We start from the raw sequence: 17513 nt of genomic DNA, 5'->3' as shown, positions 1-17513 counted from the left end.
GATTTTAATGTCTTTTAATTTCTGAATCTTGCGCGTGCAAATGTACTTATGAATTCCTAATTTCCAATGATTAAAACTAATTTACTTTCGGCATTTTGACATTTCTTTTGCAACAGCAATAGCCTGAGCGTTTTCAGTTTTTTCCAACTCCGAAATTATGTTTTTATAATTATGATCGTCTCTGTTTTGCGATAGTTTTTTTGTCGCCTGAATTTCATCTATTGCGATCTCAAAACCAAAGATGCCCCTGGCCTCACGCATTGTTTTTGTGGACAGGTTCTCCAGACGAACAGGATTTTCTGAACCTGCTTCGTATTTGTCGACCAATTTTTTAAGGGATTCGATTGTTGCCGTTTCATCTGTAATTTTGATACGACCGTAAACATGCACGGCTATATAGTTCCATGTCGGGACATTTTCATGATCGTACCACGAAGAAGAAATATAGCTGTGTGGACCCGAAAATACAGCAAGAACCTGATCGTTTTCTGCAAAACCTTCTGCCTGTGGATTTAATTTTGAAATATGTCCCTGCAAAACTTCTTTTCCGTCAGCAGTAATTTCGAGTTCTATCGGAATATGGGTAGCACATAATTTTCCATTGGTCTGATTGATCAGAATGCCAAAACTGTTCTCTTTTATGAAATTTCTGATCGATTCCGGATCTTCGTCTTTGTATATCTCAGGTGTGTACATTTTGGGTTTTGTTTCTTTTTTTGCCACGAATTGCACTAATTGCACTAATTTTCACTAATTTATTTGGGTTAATTCGTGGTAATATATTTAAATCACATTTACTTCAGCTTCGATATGAATGCCAAACGTTTTAAAAACCGTATCCTGAACTTCTTTTGAAACGGCTAAAATTTCCTGTCCTGTGGCATTTCCGTAATTCACCAAAACCAGAGCCTGGTTTTTATGAACTCCGGCATCTCCAAAACGTTTTCCTTTAAAGCCGGCTTGTTCAATCAGCCAGCCCGCAGGTACTTTTACCTCCGTTTCTGAAACTTCGTAATATTTCATTTCCGGAAACTTTTGATGGATTTTCTCAAAATCAGATTTCAGTAAAATCGGATTTTTAAAAAAACTTCCGCTGTTCCCCAATTCCTTCGGATCCGGTAATTTGCTTTGTCTGATGGTAATGACAGCATTGCTTACATCTTTCAGAGTAGGCGTCGTGATATTGTTTTTAGCCAGTTCAGCCAGAATATCGCCGTATGAAGTATTGATTTTATGATTGCGTTTCGTTAGTTTGTAAATGACCGATGTGATAATATACTGGTCTTTGATTTCATTTTTAAAAATGCTTTCCCTGTAGCCAAAATTACATTCGGTGTTGGTAAATGTCCTCATTTCCTGAGATTCAATATTCATCGCTTCGCAGGAAACAAAAGTATCTTTGATCTCAGTACCATAGGCACCGATATTCTGAACCGGAGTCGTACCAACGTTTCCTGGAATTAAGGACATATTTTCTAAACCGCCAAAATTATTCTCAATAGTGTAAAGAACGAAATCATGCCAGGTTTCTCCCGCCTGACTTTCAACCCAGACAAAATCTTCGTCTTCCTTAATGATTTTTTTTCCTTTTAAATCAATATGTATGACCAAAGCATCAATGTCTTTCGTTAAAAGCATGTTGCTGCCACCGCCCAAAACAAATTTTTTCTGGTTTTTGTTTTCCTCTAAAATGGTTTTCAATTCGGCTATTGAATGAACGGCTACAAATTGTTTCGCTTTGGCTTCAATACCAAAAGTGTTGTGTTTTTTTAAAGAAAAATTGGACTGGATTTCCATAAATAAAAGGCTTTTAAATCTGAGTTCAAAAGTAAGGATTATAATTTATTTGAGCTGAGTTTTGATAAAATGTATTTTAACCGCAAAGAGCGCAATCCCGAAAGGTGTCTGGATATGCCAAGTTCGCAAAGCTTAGCGTTCATCGCGTAAAACTTCGTGAACCTTGCGGTTAAATATTTCGCAAATCTAACAACTCATGATATTTATCCGCAATAACTTTCATATTGATATTATAATTCGCATTCTCTTCTACAAACTTTCTATTCTGTAAAATTGCGTTATTTCGTGATTCAATATTTTTAAGAGACCAGATTAATTCTTCTGCCAGCATTTCGATATTATCAATTTCAATCAATTGTCCGTTGTCGCGATGCCTGATCCAGCTTTGATTTCCCGGAATATCAGAAACTACGGGATAACAGTTGCAGGCCATCGCTTCAAATAAAGAAGCCGAAACACCTTCGGTTATCGGCATGCTGATGTAGATATTCGATTGCTGTAATAATTTGGGAAGGTCGGTATTCGGAATTCTTCCTGTAAAGCGTACTTTGTTTTCAATTTGTAAATCTTTTGCCAAATCTTTCAAAAAAGACAAACGGGTTCCGTCGCCCACAATAGTCAGTGAAAAATCAATTCCTTTTTGATTTAAAATCGAGAAAGCTTTTAAAATCGAATCATGTCGGTATTCCGGCTGTAAAGAACGCGTTACAATAGCTTCAATTCTGGACGCATTTGAAATAGACGGGGTGAAAACTGAAAAATCAATTCCCTTTGGCAGCACCAGCACTTTACTCATGTCAACGCCTCTTTCCTTCATCGAAATGGTCATCACAGGTCCCCAGGCATGAATAAGGTGTGCTTTTTTGAAAGCGTATTTCTGAATGAATTTTTTAAGAGGCAATAAAATGGAACCTTCGGGCCATAAATCAGTTCTTCCCTGTTGGGCAATAGCAATGGTTTTAGCTCCGGACAAAGCGGCGAGAAACCCATAACTGGTGGTTCTTTCGGCAATTACCATATCGGGTTTTTCTCTCCGGATGATTTTTCGAATAGCAAGAGGTGAGAAAAAATATTCTGCAATACGCCTGAATCGGTTTAGTTTTGAATTATTGGGTGTCTGAAGTTCCCAGGTTATAATTTCAAAATCGCCAAATTCTTTCAGGCCTTTCATCCAGGTGATGGCATCGGCGCGGTAGGATTCGCCAAGAAAAAGTATTTTTCTTTTCATTCCGTAATATTGTTTTTCCAGCCACGAATTTCACGAATTCCCACTAATTAATTCGTACTAATTGGTGAAATTCGTGGCTGAAATTTATCTGAATTTAAAATTCATCCGTTTCTAAAGCACGATTGATGAATTCGTTTAAAGGTTTTAAGGCAATCAGCTTCTGACTCATTTTGGATACAAAGTCTTTTTGGGTCACTTCTTTGATGTCGTATTTCTGAGTAGCAGTAAAACTTTTCAATTTTAAAAATTCAATGGCGGGATGGTCTTTTTCATAACCACGCGGCATGCTTTTAAGTGAATTGTTTTCATTTATATCCAGACTTCCAAACTCTTTTTTGAAGTTTTTATCCGCTATAATGGCTTCTAAATCCTCATGGAAAAACGCAATTTCCTTTCGTACTTTTTTCAAATCCTCAGATTCAGGTGAATAAAATCCGCCGGCAATAAAACTGGCGCCTTTTTCGATATGAACATAATACCCGGCACGATTCAATCCCTTCGTTCCACCGGACATCCAAATACCTAAATGTGCTTTGTAAGGAGATTTGTCTTTAGAAAACCGAATATCGCGATTAATTCGAAACGTACAGTTTTTAACTTCCAGTAATTCCAGGGAAGGATCTAAAGGTTTCATCGCATCAAGAAAATTACCCACTAACTGATGGTAATCTTTTTTGAAAATCTCGTATCGTTTTTTATTATCCTGAAACCAGTCTCTGTTGTTGTTGGCTTTTAAGTCGTCTAAAAATTGCAATGATTCTTTCGTTAGCATATTGGATATTTATGACAGTTATTTGTTTTGGCTAATTTAATACTTCTCTATCAGAGTGGGTATAAAGTTCGCCACGAATTTCACGAATTAGCACGAATTTTTAAATGGTTTTTAGTCGTTTAGCTTTTAAAAAGCCTCTAAATCTGTGGCTAATGATTATTCCAGACAATTATAATTAGCGAAAATTCGTGAAATTCGTGGCAAAAAAAACGTCTCACAAATTAAAGATCTTATAACTCTGATGGGTTGATTTTACAATCGCTTCGGTACGCTCCGGATGGGTATCGGAAATAAAGAGCTGTCCAAAAGTATCACTGTTTACCATTTCGATAATTTTGGCCACCCTGCTTTCGTCTAATTTGTCAAAAATATCATCAAAAAGTAAAAGAGGTTTTACACCGCTTTGTTTTTTCAGAAATTCAAACTGGGCCAGTTTCAGGGCAATCAGAAACGACTTTTGCTGGCCTTGCGAACCAAATTTCTTTATCGGATGTCCGTCTATTTCAAAAGATAAATCATCTTTATGAATTCCTGAACTGGTATAATGTAAGGCGCGGTCCTTATTGATTGTTTCCTGTAAAAGCGTCAACAGGTCTTTTTCGAATAAATGACTTTCATAGACCAGCTGCACCGATTCTTCAGCTCCGCTTATGGCCTGATGATGTTTAGTAAATATAGGTATAAACTGTTCGAGGAAATCTTTTCGCTTTTCAAAAATAGATTTCCCGAAAGCATCCAGCTGTTCATTGTATATAGATAAGGTATCATTGTCAAAAACATGATTCAGGGCAAAATATTTCAGGAGGGCATTTCGCTGCACAATTATTTTCTGATATTGAATGAGCTGATGCAGATACGTATGGTCTAATTGCGATATCACGCTGTCCATAAATTTACGGCGTGTCTCGCTTCCTTCCACAATCAGGTCGCGATCGGCGGGTGAAATAATCACTAACGGAATAAACCCGATATGATCGGAGAATTTATCGTAAGCTTTGCCGTTTCTTTTTAAGATTTTTTTCTGTCCTTTTTTTAAACTGCAGACAATTTGCTCGGTCCTGTCATTTTTTTCCAGTTCGGCATCAATCACAAAAAACTCTTCGCCATGTCTGATGTTTTGAACGGCCAACGGATTGAAATAACTTTTTCCATAAGCCAAATGATAAATAGCATCCAGCACGTTAGTTTTTCCTATTCCGTTTTTCCCAACAAAACAATTGATCTTGTGGTCGAAGTAAAAACTGGCTTCGGAGAAATTTTTATAATTGAATAAAGAAATTTTGTTTAAATGCATTTTTAAGGATAAAATCTGTTGTTTTGAGCAAGGACTTTTACCGGAGATTTAATTTTTACGCCACAGATTGAAGGATTTTCAAAGGATTTCTTTTGAAATAGTGCTCTAATCTGTAAAATCTGTGGCTAAAATGATACCCGCAGCTCAGGAAAAGTCATGTTTTGAACAACAAAAATTTGAGGGTGCAAATTATCGAAAATTATCGATATAAAAGGCTTTTGAAGCTTTTCAGGATGAATTATTTTGTCGCTGAAGCCAAAGGAGTTGCGATTGTTGAAATTATTTTTTTTAAAATAGTGATAAAATTGATTTTTTTTACCTCAGTTTCAATAAAAATTTTATTTTTGCCGTTCACTAAATTAATTTTAAATGGCTACTTACAATAAAAGAGGATATAAAGCACCAAAAGAAAAGGAAGTTAAAGAAGTAAATGAAGAACAACAGGTAATCATTGACGAAAAAGACAGCACAACGGCTGGTGTTTTTTCAAAATTAGATGAGACTGCTTCTAAAACGGAGGACTGGGTTGCTAAAAATCAAAAAATCATTATTGGTTTAGTTGCTGGTATTGCGGTTGCAACTATTGGATATTTGGCTTACCAGAAATTTATCGAAGCTCCGAAACAAGACGAAGCTGCAAACGAAATGTTTGTGGCACAACAAAATTTCCAAAAGGCGACTGATGGTGTAGCCAGCGATTCTTTATATAAATTGGCTTTGAACGGTTCTGAAGGTAAATTCGGATTCCTTAAAATTGCCGAAGAATATTCCGGAACTGATGCCGGAAACTTAGCCAATTACTATGCAGGTATGGCGTATCTGAATACAGGTAAATTCGATGATGCAATTAAGTATTTAGGAGAGTTCAAATCTGAAGATTTGATCTTAAGTGCTTTGGCAAAAGGTGCAATCGGAGATGCTTACTCTCAGAAAAACCAACAAAAAGAGGCTTTAGACTATTATGTAAAAGCGGCTGAATCTAACAAAAACGATTTTACCACACCTCGTTTCTTGCTTAAAGCAGGTAAAACAGCTTTGGCTTTAGGTCAGAAAGAGGATGCCTTAAAATATTTTACAGATATTAAAGAAAACTTCGATGCAACACCGGAAGCTGCTTCTGTTGATGTATTGATTGGATTAGCACAATAATTTATTGCAGAGTTTAGATTTAAGATTGTAGATTTGTATTTCAGAATCTGAAATCTTAAGTCTAAAATCTAAAATCTAAAATATAAAGATGGCTACCGAAAATAAAAATTTATCAGAATACGATAAAAACACAATCCCAAATGCGAAAGACTTTCGATTTGGGATTGTTGTTTCTGAGTGGAATGAAACTATAACTGAGGGACTTTACAATGGTGCATTTGAGGCATTGATTGATAATGAAGTACCCGCTCAACAAATTATCCGTTGGAATGTACCGGGAAGCTTTGAGCTTATTTATGGTGCAAAAAAAATGCTGCAGACACAAAATGTTGATGCCGTTATCGTAATTGGATGTGTCATTCAGGGACAAACGAAACATTTTGATTTTGTATGCGAAGGCGTTACACAGGGAATTAAGGATTTGAATGTACAAACTGATATTCCGGTTATTTTTTGTGTTTTAACAGACAATAACATGCAGCAATCTATCGACAGAAGTGGAGGAATTCACGGAAACAAAGGAACCGAAGCGGCAATCGCAGCTATAAAAATGGCTTATATTCGTCAACAGGCTTCTATGTCACACCCTTTTAATCAGCCTTTACTGGCTTCTGGCGCTATTCAAATCGAAGAGACGCCAATAAAAATCGAGAAAGAATAAAACACAAGCGTTTTAAAAATACTAAAACCTGTACTGTGTAAAAATAGTATGGGTTTTTTGTTTTTTTTATGATGCCACTTATTTAAAAAGCCAACGGAAATTCATTAAATTTGTACACCTTGGTTTAGATTTTAAATCAAAAAATCTTAAATCGTTAATCTACAATCTAAAATTTTAAATGTCAAGTATTATTCAATTACTTCCTGATCACGTTGCTAATCAGATTGCCGCCGGAGAGGTAGTTCAAAGACCTGCTTCGGTTGTAAAAGAGTTGTTAGAAAACGCTGTTGATGCCAAAGCAACCGACATTAAATTGATTATTAAAGATGCCGGGAAATCGTTGGTTCAGGTGATTGACAATGGGGCAGGAATGAGTGTAACCGATGCGCGTTTGTGTTTTGCGCGTCATGCCACCTCAAAAATACGTCAGGCAGAAGATTTATTCTCCCTTCATACCAAAGGGTTTCGCGGTGAGGCACTAGCTTCTATTGCTGCGATTGCCCATATGGAAATGAAAACGAAACAGGACCAGGAAGAACTGGGAACGCACATCGTTATTGAAGGCAGTAAATTTATCTCTCAGGAGGTAGCCGTTTTACCCAAAGGAACGTCATTTGCGGTTAAAAATCTGTTTTTTAATATTCCGGCACGCCGTAACTTCTTAAAATCCGATACTGTTGAATTTCGCCATGTTATGGATGAATTTCAGCGTGTAGCTTTGGCACATCCCAATATTCATTTTACTTTTTATCATAACGGAAGCGAGATGTACAATTTGCCTGCTGCGGGGTATCGTCAGCGTATTGTTGGGATTATGTCCGGAAAAACCAATGAAAAGTTAGTTCCTGTAAACGAAGAAACCGAAATCATAAACGTGCAGGGATTTGTATGCAAGCCTGAATTCGCTAAGAAAAACAGGGGAGAGCAGTTTTTTTTTGTAAACGACCGGTTTATTAAAAGCGGTTATTTGCACCACGCTGTAATGGCGGCTTATGACGGACTTTTGAAAGATGGTTCGCAACCGAGTTATTTCCTTTATCTGCAAGTACCGCCCAATACCATTGATATCAATATTCATCCGACTAAAACGGAAATCAAGTTTGATGATGAACAAGCTTTATATGCTATTTTGAGAGCTTCAATTAAACACAGTTTAGGGCAGTTCAATGTGGCTCCCGTACTCGATTTTGATCGTGATGCTAATTTAGATACACCGTATCATTATAAAGATTTAGAAGGAGAAACACCAACGATTCAGGTGGATGGAAACTTTAATCCGTTTACGGACGACAAAACCAACCAGCATTATTCTAAATCCGGTTCAGGAGCAAGTTACGCAGGTAGTTCCGGTTCAGGATCAGGCTCATATTCCGGATATTCTAAGAGAGTGGAACCAACAGCCAGTTGGGAAAGTTTGTATGTGGGTTTGGAAACAGAAACAGAAAATATTGAAAGCTCTCCTTTCACATTCGAAAATGAAGAAGTTACTTCCTCTTTATTTAACGATGAGGATGTAGAACAGGTGAGTCAGAAGACCTATCAGATTCATAAAAAATATATTGTTTCACCCATAAAATCCGGAATGGTGATTGTGGATCAGCAAAGGGCACATCAGCGTATTTTATACGAGCAGTTTTTGCTGAATATGACGGTAAATCAGGCTTCAAGTCAGCAATTGCTGTTTCCTTTGAATTTGTTCTATTCTTCAGATGAAATGACCTTAATTGAAGAACTGAAACCTTCTTTGGAAACAACAGGTTTTGTTTTTGATGAAGCCCAAACCGATCATATTGTGATTTCGGGAATTCCTGTCAATATTACAGAAAGCGAAGTTTCAATGGTAATCGAACAATTATTAAGTGATCTGCAGGACGGAATTCCGGCGAGCAGTTACAGTCAAAACGATACAATAGCCAAATCGATGGCCAAAAGTTTAGCGGTTAAAACCGGATCTTATTTAACCGAAAAAGAGCAGGATAATTTAGTAAACGGATTATTTGCCTGTAAAGATCCTAATATTTCACCTTTTCAAAAACCGACTTTCATCACAATGCGTGTGGAAGATATAGATAAAAAGTTTGCCTTATGATGAACATGACTCCTGTAGTAAAACAATTGCTGATAATCAATATTATCTTTTTTATTGGTTCGCAATTAGTACCTGTTTCTTATGAATATTTCGCGATGTTTTTTCCGGAAAACCCAAGTTTTAAGGCCTGGCAGCCTATCACGCATATGTTTATGCATGGTGGCATTTTACATATCGCATTTAATATGTTTGCCATGGTCTCTTTCGGATCGGCATTAGAGCATTTTTGGGGCGGTAAAAAATTCCTGTTCTTTTATATCTCTTGCGGACTGGGAGCTGCATTATTGCATACGGGTGTAAATTATTATTTTTTTCAGGATAGTATCAGTACGCTGACAGCTAATGGTTTTAACAAAACAGATATTTTGCAGCTTCTGAATGAAGGTAAAATAGATACCAGATGGCAGGAATTACTTACGGTTTCGCAATTTGAGAGTTTTACGGGGGCTTATATGGGTACTGTTGTAGGTGCTTCTGGTGCAATATATGGTTTACTAACGGCTTTTGCTTTTATGTTTCCTAACGCAGAGCTGGCTTTAATGTTTATTCCGGTTCCCATCAAAGCAAAATACTTTGTTCCGGTAATTTTAGCAATTGATTTGTTCTTAGGTTTTAGAGGTAATTCTTTATTTGGAAGCGGTGGTACCGGTGTTGCCCATTTTGCTCACTTAGGCGGAGCATTAACGGGTTTTTTAATGATGCTGTACTGGAAAAAAAATCAGTTTAATAAAAACCGTTGGAATTAATTTTTAATTTTAAGATCAAACAATAGAAACTTAAAAAAGCTTTTATGAATATTCTCGATGATTTAAAATTGCAGTATAAATTAGGAGGCATTGCCATGCGTGTTATTTATTGGAACATTGCCTGTTTTCTGATTTCCTTAGTGTTCTTTTACCAATTTTCAATCGGGCAGTTTGCTTTTCCGGGCTGGCTGGCTTTATCATCAGATCCTGAAGTGTTTTTATTTAAGCCGTGGACATTCTTAACCTATGCCTTTTTTCATGACGGATTTTTGCATTTGCTGTTTAATATGATGGTTTTGAATTTTTCGAGTTCGCTGTTTTTAACCTTTTTTACGCAAAAACAATATCTGGGATTGTACATTTTAAGCGCTGTTTTCTCCGGAATCGTTTTTGTTTTAACCTATTATTTTTTAAATTATTCCGCTTCAATTGTTGGTGCTTCGGCGGCCATTATGGCTATTTTAGTAGCAACAACAACGTATCAGCCATTAATGAATGTTCGTTTGTTATTGATTGGAAATGTAAAATTGTGGCACATTACAGCCGTAATTTTAATTTTAGATTTAATGCAGCTGCGCCTCGGTAATATGGGCGGGCATATTTCGCACTTAGCCGGTGCTGTATTTGGATTTATTTTTATTAAATTGCTTCAAAATGGGACTGACCTGAGCATTATGGTTTCCAGAACATTGGATTTTTTTACTAATTTGTTCAGAAAATCACCTGCAACCCCTTTCAGGACAGTACATAAGAATTATAAAAAACCTACAGAAAAACCAATTTCAAGAATTGTTACGAAAGACAAAACGCAACAGCAAATTGATGAAATCTTGGATAAAATCAGCCAGTCCGGCTATGATTGTCTGACCAAAGAAGAAAAAGAATTTTTATTTAAAGCAGGAAAATAATCCTTGTAATAAAAAAAGCATGCAAAACCTGTCTTGGTTTAATAAACTGATGTTCTTTTTGAATATAGTACTTACTGTAGTAACATTTAGTATCTATGTTTTGCCATTTTTAGCACCCAAGAGCTTTCCGCTTTTGTCGGTGCTGACGCTGTTTATGCCGGCTTTTTTTGTGATGAATGGCTTGTTCTTCCTTTATTGGGCGATTCAGTTTAAAAAACGCCTTATTTTGTCTGGTCTGGTATTGCTGACCGGAATTACCTTTATTAATAAATTCTATAAATTTTCCGGCAAAGAATATGTAGAAGATGAGAAGGATTTTTCTGTAATGAGTTATAATGTTCGTCTTTTTAATGTATTTAAATGGTTAGACCGTGATGATATTCCATCGAATATTAAAGCGTTTATAGACGAAAAAGATCCTGATATTTTATGCATTCAGGAATATTCCAATTCTGCTCATATTGACTTAAAAGTGTATCCACACCGTTATATTTTTATAGACGGGAATCAGATAAAAACAGGACAGGCGATTTTTTCGAAATTTCCAATTCTGTATCAGGGGAGTATTATTTTTCCTAAGTCGGACAACAATGTGATCTATGCGGATATAAAGCGTGGTAAGGATGTAATACGGGTGTATAATATGCACCTGCAGTCGATTAAGATTTCTCCGGATGTCAATGATATTTCAGATAATATCGACAATGTGAATCAGCAGAAATCACAGTTAATCTATACCCGAATCAGTAAAGGATTCAGGCAGCAGCAGGAGCAGGCTGAAATTTTCAAGGAGAATATCAAACAATGTAAAAGCCCCATTATTATTTGCGGAGACATGAATAACAGTCCTTTTTCGTACGTCTATAGAAACATAAAAGGAAAGCTGAAAGATACCTTTGAGGAGGCTGGTGAAGGTTTTGGGGCAACCTATAAATTTCGTTATTATCCGGCCCGAATCGATTATATTTTTACCGATAGTAAGATGAAAGTGAAACAATTTCAAAGCTTCTCTGATTTCGAAAATTCCGATCATTATCCGATCATGGCAAGACTTTCAATGGAATAGACTGAGGAAATTCCAAATTTTTAAATTCCAAATTCAAGTCAGAAAAAGCATAGGATCTGGTTAGAATACTTTTTGTGTTTTTAAATAATCCATTGCAAATTTACCTTCATTAAAAAGCAAATCCAGTATACTCAAATTGTTTATAAAACCGTGTTTGTCATCAAAAACCTGAGTGTATTTTTCAAATGTATGGGGATCTTTTTTTCCGTTTGCCAAAAATCTGAAGTCCGTCATGTTTTCGGTCTCAGCAAAATATTCTATTGTCTTTCCGAACTCTAATTTCATTCTTAAACACTTCGTTACGATATCTAAAACTTCCATGTTTAAATCCATTAGGAAAGTATGTTTTTTTTCGAAAACAGGACGAATATCATCTTCAAAAAACTCAAAGAAAGGAGAGCTTCTATATCCGGCTTCTAACGATTTAAAATGTTGTTTTTGCCAGTCGAATTCATTCTCGATTCGCACCTCTTTTGTTTTTTGATGTGTTGTTTTAGAATGTTTAACAGGGATGTTTAATAGCTGAATTCCGTTTGGACTGTAAATATACGTGCGGTTTCTGTTGGTCTGTTTCTGGAAATTATCCTCTATTTCAAAAGTAATATTTTCAGATTGAGCCATCACTGCAAAGTGGCTGATGGACGGAAAATAGGTAGGAAGTAACAAGGAGTTCATGTTTGATTCGTTTTGTGTTAAAAGTTTCAGGTTTCAAGTTTCAGGTTCGCGTAGAACTTTAAACTTGAAACCTGAAACTAAAAAAACTTTATTTTATGCTTTATTTTCTTTTCTTTTTCTCCAGAAGAATTCTCCAACAAAATAAAGGGCAAGAAGAATTAAGAAATACTTGAAGTAGGATTGAGGCTGTCCTTCACCATCAACTGTTGTAAATACCCTGCTCCAGCGAATTTTATTGATTCCTTTTCCGTTGGTATCCCAGCTGAGCCAGATGAAAACCGGTTTCCCTACAATATGGCTCTCAGGAACGTAACCCCAATAACGGCTATCTTCGGAGTTGTGACGGTTGTCTCCCATCATCCAGTAATAGTTTTGCTTAAAGGTATACGTTGTTGCAGGCTTTCCGTTTATTAAATAGTGAGAACCGTCTATTTGTAGCGTATTGCCTTCGTAATTCGTAATGATTTCTTTGTAAAAGGGTAACGAAACATTGTTTAAAGCAACCGTTTTTCCGGCTTCCGGAATGTATATTGGTCCGAAATTATCCTGATTCCATTTGTTGATATGAGGGAAAATGGCATTGTCATTTCCTTTGTCAATTTCTCTTCTTACATCGGTAATTCCAGGTGTGTTTTTAAGTCTTTCAGCACTGGCTTCTGTTAAAGCTGCGAAAAAAATCGTATCTCTTTTTTCGCTTTTGAAACCGGCGCGATCCGTAATATCTAACTCTTTTAATAACGTTTCAAAGTCAATAGGAGTCTTTCCGTCAAGCGCAACGGCATAAGAATATTGAGGTTTAGCTCTTTCCGGTAAAACTAATTTTTTTCCGTTAATGAAAACAAAACCGTCTTTTATAGACAGGCTGTCTCCCGGAATACCAACACATCTTTTTACGTAATTCGATTTTTTATCGATTGGCTTTATAACGCCTGGTCTTCCTTTTGGTTCGTAGAAATAATGTACGGTATCAACAGGCCAGTTAAAAACCACAATATCTGTTCTTTTTATTTTTTCAAGAGCAGGCAGCCTGAAATAAGGTAATTGTGGCCATTTCAAATAAGATTTTCGTTTTAAAAATGGGATAGAGTCGTGAACCATTGGTAGTGCTACCGTTGTCATTGGAACTCTTGGTCCGTAATTCACTTTACTTACAAACAAAAAGTCACCAATTAATAATGATTTTTCTAATGAAGAAGTCGGAATTGTATACGGCTGTACTACGTAAGTGTGTACTAATGTGGCTACGATGATAGCAAAAAGTAAGGAGCTTACGGTATCAGCAGTTTTGTTTTCAGGTGTTAATTTTCGATCAGCATTATGTTCTAATTTCTGCGTATAGTTTACATAGTAGATGTAAAATCCGAAAGTGAAAATTCCTAAAAAGGTATCAAGAGTAGATTTCTTGCCGAATGTTCTTAAAGTTTCCACCCACACAACCGGAAACATAATCAGGTTAATGATCGGTATGAAAAGTAATAAAGTCCACCAGGTCGGCCGGCTAATGATTTTCATTAAAACAATTGAATTGTATACCGGGATTGCAGCTTCCCAAATTTTTCTTCCTGCTGCCTGGTATAATTTCCATGTTCCCAGGAAATGAATAAGCTGTACTGCTAAGAAAAAAACAAACCAAAGATATAGTGTCATAATATTTTGTTTAAATGTTCGGATGAAGGTATCGAAAGTGCGCTTTTCCCTTAATCCTTAAATTGCTTTATTTTAAATTTAAAACATCTTTCATGTTATAGATTCCCTTTTTGCCTGCCAGCCATTCCGCGGCTATAACGGCTCCAAGAGCAAAACCTTCACGGTTGTGAGCGGTATGTTTTAATTCGATGCTGTCAACAATTGAATCATACGTCACGGTATGCGTTCCGGGAACGTCTCCAATTCTTTTTGCTTCTATATGAATTTCATTCGTTTTTGCGTCTTCCAGAGTCCAGTTCGCGTAATTGCTGTTTTCAATAACACCTTTGGCTAATGAAATGGCCGTTCCGCTCGGAGCATCTAATTTCTGGGTATGGTGAATCTCTTCCATCGTCACTTTATAGGAATCGAACTGAGACATGATTTTGGCTAAATATTCATTCAGTTCAAAGAAAATATTCACACCTAAGCTAAAATTGGAACTGGAGATAAATCCACCTTGCTTTTCATTGCAAAGGGCAACCATTTCCTCATAATGTTCCAGCCAGCCGGTGGTACCTGATACTACAGGAACATTAGCGTGAAAACAACTTGAGATATTAGCTACGGCAGCAGTCGGAACACTAAAATCGATAGCAACATCAGCAGTTGACAGTCCGTCGTAGGTATTAAATTCGTCTTTCTTTAAAACAATTTCATGGCCTCTTTCTAAAGCAATTCTTTCGATTACTTTACCCATTTTTCCGTATCCTAAAAGCGCAATTTTCATTTGTATATTTTTTGAATTTTAAATAGAAAGTATATCTACCTAAAAGTGGTAATTAAAAGTGAGTCCAACGTTGGGTCTGAATGTTAAGTCATCAGGATAAATTTCCGGACGCAATGATAGTCTTTCGTTTACGTTGAATTGAATTAAAGCCGCGTCAACATTGGCATCAATAATGTTTAAAACATAAAACCCTACAACAAATAATGCAGATAAGTCCCTGTTTCTCTGATAGAATTTCTGACCTGCAATAAGCCTGCTGTCGTCTAAAAACTGATAATCGTCAGGAAGGCCTTCCAGTCTTTTTTTGTAGGCATCGCGATAATTATTGTATTTTTTATTGTTGTCAAGGTAAAAGTATAAACTGGTTCCGATGGCTCCATAGACTAATGGAATTTTCCAGTATTTTTTATTGTAAGCCTGACCAAGACCTGGTAAAATCGCAGAATAAAAGGCTGCTTTTGCTGGGGTAAGCGGGTCTATTTCCTGTAACTTAGTAGTGTCTTTAGCGACTAAAACCGTCTCTTCTTTTGACTGGGCAAAAAGAGAAACGGTTCCTATGAGAAAGAACAATAGACTTATGGGGACAATTTTATTCACTATCCGTTTATTAATTTTATAATTCTGTTAAAGTCGGCCTCAGAATTGAAAGGAATTGTGATTTTTCCTTTGCCGTTACCAGCGACTTTTATATCAACTTTCGCACCAAAATATTCGTTGAAAGTGCTTTTTTTGATTTCTTCAATTTCAAAAGAAGATTCTGATTTTGGTTTTCCTTCCGCTTTTGGTTTTTCGCCTTCATGATAGTTTTTTACCAAAGCTTCGGTCTCACGAACCGATAAATTCTGGCTTACTATTTTCTGGTAGATATCGGTCTGAACATCTAAGTCTTCAATATTAATGATTGCCCTTCCGTGTCCCATGCTGATAAAACCATCACGAATACCCGTCTGGATAATCGGATCTAATTTTAAAAGACGCAGATAATTGGCAATTGTAGAACGTTTTTTACCCACACGCTCACTCATTTGTTCCTGTGTCAATTGAATTTCATCAATCAGACGCTGGTACGAAAGTGCAATTTCAATCGGATCTAAGTCATGACGCTGGATGTTCTCCACCAAAGCCATAACCAGTGATTCGTTGTCATTGGCAATACGGATATACGCAGGAACGGTAGTTAAGCCTACTAATGTAGAGGCACGTAAACGACGCTCTCCGGAAATTAGCTGGTATTTATTGAAATCTAATTTTCGAACAGTAATAGGCTGAATCACGCCAAGTTCTTTAATAGAAGTGGCTAATTCACGTAATGATTCTTCATTAAAATTGCTTCTTGGCTGAAACGGATTTATTTCGATAGCACTTATTTCAAGCTCTATGATGTTTCCAACAACTTTGTCAGCATTTTTGTCTTCTACTGAGGTAATGTCGTTTTCCGGATCTTTTAATAATGCTGATAATCCTCTTCCTAAGGCTTGTTTTTTAATTGCTTTTGTCATAAAAACTATTTACTGTTTTTCTTTATAATTTCCTGAGCTAAATTAATGTAATTAACGGCTCCTTTGCTGGTTGCGTCGTAATTAATGATGCTTTCACCAAAACTTGGTGCTTCGCTTAATTTTACATTTCGCTGAATAACGGTATCAAAAACCATGTCGTTAAAGTGTTTTTGAACCTCTTCCACAACCTGATTGGATAAACGCAATCTCGAATCGTACATGGTTAACAACAATCCTTCGATGTCAAGATCAGGGTTATGAATTTTCTGGATACTTTTTATGGTATTCAGTAATTTTCCTAATCCTTCAAGTGCAAAATATTCACACTGAATCGGAATAACTACAGAATCAGCCGCTGTTAAAGCATTCAAAGTTAATAAGCCCAGAGAAGGTGCACAGTCGATAATGATATAATCATATTCGTCTTTCACACTTTCTAATGCTTTTTTAAGCATATATTCTCTGTTTTCTTTATCAACCAATTCGATTTCGATGGCAACAAGGTCAATGTGAGCAGGTATCACATCAACATTTGGAGCTGAACATTGAACAATAGTTTCTTTTGGGGTGTGACTATGTTCAAGTATCTGATAAGTACCGATTTCTACAGATTCTACATCAATTCCAAGGCCAGATGTAGCATTCGCCTGAGGATCAGCGTCTATCAGTAATACTTTTTTTTCTAAAACACCTAATGAGGCTGCAAGATTTACAGATGTAGTAGTCTTTCCAACGCCTCCTTTTTGATTAGCAATCGCAATGATTTTGCCCATTTATTTTCTGAATTTTGAACCGTAAAAATACAATTATTTATGGTTTTTGAAAATCTATTTTGTTAACATTTAAGAAACTTAGGTTAACCGTTGTTTGGTGGGTGTTTGATTGGATCTGTTTTTTGTTTTTCAAAGAAAACAGCTATAAAAAAGGGATGTCTTTTCGGATGGATTTGGCTTTAAAAAGTGTAATACAATGAAATTTAATTTTAATAAAAATGAATTGGGATGTTCTTTCAGGATTTTTCAAATTCATTGTATGAAATTAAAAATAGTTCTTATTTCGTAAATTGTTTTGGATAAGCAAAAAATAGTTATATATTTGCACCCGCTTACGGGGTGTAGCGTAGCCCGGTTATCGCGCCTGCTTTGGGAGCAGGAGGCCGCAGGTTCGAATCCTGCCACCCCGACTAAAGAGCCTTTAAAAGGCAGTCAAAACC

General features: G+C 36.4%; 17 protein-coding genes and 1 tRNA gene. 7 read left to right on the top strand and 11 right to left on the bottom strand.

The genetic code is table 11. The annotated features are described in order from the left end of the window. Nucleotides 1-81: 81 nt before the first annotated feature. The 5 genes from GJU43_RS04065 to GJU43_RS04045 form a co-directional block, all read right to left on the bottom strand. Complete coding sequence (locus GJU43_RS04065; protein WP_154339537.1) at nt 82-696, bottom strand: FMN-binding negative transcriptional regulator; 615 nt, start codon at nt 694-696, stop codon at nt 82-84. Nucleotides 697-783: 87 nt separating this feature from the next. Then, a complete protein-coding gene (murB, locus tag GJU43_RS04060) occupies nt 784-1797 on the bottom strand; it encodes a UDP-N-acetylmuramate dehydrogenase (RefSeq protein ID WP_154339536.1) in 1014 nt (337 codons plus the stop codon). A gap of 169 nt (nt 1798-1966) precedes the next feature. Beyond that, nucleotides 1967-3025, bottom strand: a complete 1059-nt coding sequence (locus GJU43_RS04055) for a glycosyltransferase (protein ID WP_154339535.1) — start codon at nt 3023-3025, stop codon at nt 1967-1969. 94 nt (nt 3026-3119) lie between these two features. Continuing rightward, a complete protein-coding gene (locus tag GJU43_RS04050) occupies nt 3120-3797 on the bottom strand; it encodes a DUF2461 domain-containing protein (protein ID WP_154339534.1) in 678 nt (225 codons plus the stop codon). Between the two features lie 214 nt (nt 3798-4011). Continuing rightward, nucleotides 4012-5091, bottom strand: a complete 1080-nt coding sequence (locus GJU43_RS04045) for a DNA replication/repair protein RecF (RefSeq protein WP_154339533.1) — start codon at nt 5089-5091, stop codon at nt 4012-4014. 369 nt (nt 5092-5460) lie between these two features. On the opposite strand from GJU43_RS04045, the gene GJU43_RS04040 reads away from it, so the two are divergent. From GJU43_RS04040 to GJU43_RS04015, 6 genes are all read left to right on the top strand, one after another. Further along, the gene (locus GJU43_RS04040) at nt 5461-6240 is read left to right on the top strand and encodes a tol-pal system YbgF family protein (RefSeq protein WP_154339532.1); all 780 of its coding nucleotides are present in this window, start codon (nt 5461-5463) and stop codon (nt 6238-6240) included. A gap of 88 nt (nt 6241-6328) precedes the next feature. Next, entirely contained in the window at nt 6329-6901 is a 573-nt protein-coding gene (gene ribH, locus GJU43_RS04035; protein WP_154339531.1) for a 6,7-dimethyl-8-ribityllumazine synthase, read from the top strand. A gap of 178 nt (nt 6902-7079) precedes the next feature. Further along, nucleotides 7080-8990, top strand: a complete 1911-nt coding sequence (mutL, locus tag GJU43_RS04030) for a DNA mismatch repair endonuclease MutL (protein ID WP_154339530.1) — start codon at nt 7080-7082, stop codon at nt 8988-8990. Beyond that, nucleotides 8987-9736 (top strand): rhomboid family intramembrane serine protease, encoded by a 750-nt coding sequence (locus tag GJU43_RS04025; RefSeq protein ID WP_154339529.1) that lies wholly within the window; start codon nt 8987-8989, stop codon nt 9734-9736. The genes mutL and GJU43_RS04025 overlap by 4 nt, the downstream gene beginning before the upstream one ends. A gap of 44 nt (nt 9737-9780) precedes the next feature. Beyond that, the gene (locus GJU43_RS04020; RefSeq protein WP_154339528.1) at nt 9781-10644 is read left to right on the top strand and encodes a rhomboid family intramembrane serine protease; all 864 of its coding nucleotides are present in this window, start codon (nt 9781-9783) and stop codon (nt 10642-10644) included. 19 nt (nt 10645-10663) lie between these two features. Next, entirely contained in the window at nt 10664-11710 is a 1047-nt protein-coding gene (locus GJU43_RS04015) for an endonuclease/exonuclease/phosphatase family protein (RefSeq protein WP_195760017.1), read from the top strand. Between the two features lie 60 nt (nt 11711-11770). Here GJU43_RS04015 and GJU43_RS04010 read toward each other — a convergent pair whose 3' ends face one another. The 6 genes from GJU43_RS04010 to GJU43_RS03985 all read right to left on the bottom strand — a co-directional run bounded on the left by GJU43_RS04010 (nt 11771) and on the right by GJU43_RS03985 (nt 17073). Then, nucleotides 11771-12385, bottom strand: coding sequence for a WbqC family protein (locus GJU43_RS04010; RefSeq protein ID WP_154339527.1), 615 nt, complete (start codon nt 12383-12385; stop codon nt 11771-11773). A 93-nt stretch (nt 12386-12478) separates the two neighbouring features. Continuing rightward, the gene (gene lepB / locus GJU43_RS04005; RefSeq protein WP_154339526.1) at nt 12479-14032 is read right to left on the bottom strand and encodes a signal peptidase I; all 1554 of its coding nucleotides are present in this window, start codon (nt 14030-14032) and stop codon (nt 12479-12481) included. Between the two features lie 67 nt (nt 14033-14099). After that, nucleotides 14100-14801 carry a 4-hydroxy-tetrahydrodipicolinate reductase gene (gene dapB, locus GJU43_RS04000; RefSeq protein ID WP_154339525.1) on the bottom strand — a complete coding sequence of 234 codons (702 nt, stop codon included), beginning with the start codon at nt 14799-14801 and terminating at the stop codon, nt 14100-14102. 39 nt (nt 14802-14840) lie between these two features. Beyond that, entirely contained in the window at nt 14841-15398 is a 558-nt protein-coding gene (locus tag GJU43_RS03995) for a DUF5683 domain-containing protein (protein ID WP_370455490.1), read from the bottom strand. Then, entirely contained in the window at nt 15398-16300 is a 903-nt protein-coding gene (locus tag GJU43_RS03990) for a ParB/RepB/Spo0J family partition protein (protein ID WP_154339524.1), read from the bottom strand. The genes GJU43_RS03995 and GJU43_RS03990 overlap by 1 nt, the downstream gene beginning before the upstream one ends. A 5-nt stretch (nt 16301-16305) precedes the next feature. Beyond that, complete coding sequence (locus GJU43_RS03985; RefSeq protein WP_029272236.1) at nt 16306-17073, bottom strand: ParA family protein; 768 nt, start codon at nt 17071-17073, stop codon at nt 16306-16308. Nucleotides 17074-17408: 335 nt separating this feature from the next. Between GJU43_RS03985 and GJU43_RS03980 the strand changes: the two genes are divergently transcribed. Continuing rightward, nucleotides 17409-17483, top strand: a tRNA-Pro gene (locus tag GJU43_RS03980). Nucleotides 17484-17513 lie beyond the last annotated feature (30 nt).

This window comes from Flavobacterium sp. LC2016-23 (genome assembly GCF_009674775.1).
Classification (GTDB): domain Bacteria; phylum Bacteroidota; class Bacteroidia; order Flavobacteriales; family Flavobacteriaceae; genus Flavobacterium.
The sequence above is the reverse complement of the archived record's forward strand: the minus strand, read 5'-3'. Positions and strand labels throughout refer to the sequence as shown.

Coding starts and splice junctions, on each gene's coding strand:
- GJU43_RS04065 (WP_154339537.1), bottom strand. CDS start 696: ATGTACACACCTGAGATATACAAAGACGAAGATCCGGAATCGATCAGA.
- murB (WP_154339536.1), bottom strand. CDS start 1,797: ATGGAAATCCAGTCCAATTTTTCTTTAAAAAAACACAACACTTTTGGT.
- GJU43_RS04055 (WP_154339535.1), bottom strand. CDS start 3,025: ATGAAAAGAAAAATACTTTTTCTTGGCGAATCCTACCGCGCCGATGCC.
- GJU43_RS04050 (WP_154339534.1), bottom strand. CDS start 3,797: ATGCTAACGAAAGAATCATTGCAATTTTTAGACGACTTAAAAGCCAAC.
- GJU43_RS04045 (WP_154339533.1), bottom strand. CDS start 5,091: ATGCATTTAAACAAAATTTCTTTATTCAATTATAAAAATTTCTCCGAA.
- GJU43_RS04040 (WP_154339532.1), top strand. CDS start 5,461: ATGGCTACTTACAATAAAAGAGGATATAAAGCACCAAAAGAAAAGGAA.
- ribH (WP_154339531.1), top strand. CDS start 6,329: ATGGCTACCGAAAATAAAAATTTATCAGAATACGATAAAAACACAATC.
- mutL (WP_154339530.1), top strand. CDS start 7,080: ATGTCAAGTATTATTCAATTACTTCCTGATCACGTTGCTAATCAGATT.
- GJU43_RS04025 (WP_154339529.1), top strand. CDS start 8,987: ATGATGAACATGACTCCTGTAGTAAAACAATTGCTGATAATCAATATT.
- GJU43_RS04020 (WP_154339528.1), top strand. CDS start 9,781: ATGAATATTCTCGATGATTTAAAATTGCAGTATAAATTAGGAGGCATT.
- GJU43_RS04015 (WP_195760017.1), top strand. CDS start 10,664: ATGCAAAACCTGTCTTGGTTTAATAAACTGATGTTCTTTTTGAATATA.
- GJU43_RS04010 (WP_154339527.1), bottom strand. CDS start 12,385: ATGAACTCCTTGTTACTTCCTACCTATTTTCCGTCCATCAGCCACTTT.
- lepB (WP_154339526.1), bottom strand. CDS start 14,032: ATGACACTATATCTTTGGTTTGTTTTTTTCTTAGCAGTACAGCTTATT.
- dapB (WP_154339525.1), bottom strand. CDS start 14,801: ATGAAAATTGCGCTTTTAGGATACGGAAAAATGGGTAAAGTAATCGAA.
- GJU43_RS03990 (WP_154339524.1), bottom strand. CDS start 16,300: ATGACAAAAGCAATTAAAAAACAAGCCTTAGGAAGAGGATTATCAGCA.
- GJU43_RS03985 (WP_029272236.1), bottom strand. CDS start 17,073: ATGGGCAAAATCATTGCGATTGCTAATCAAAAAGGAGGCGTTGGAAAG.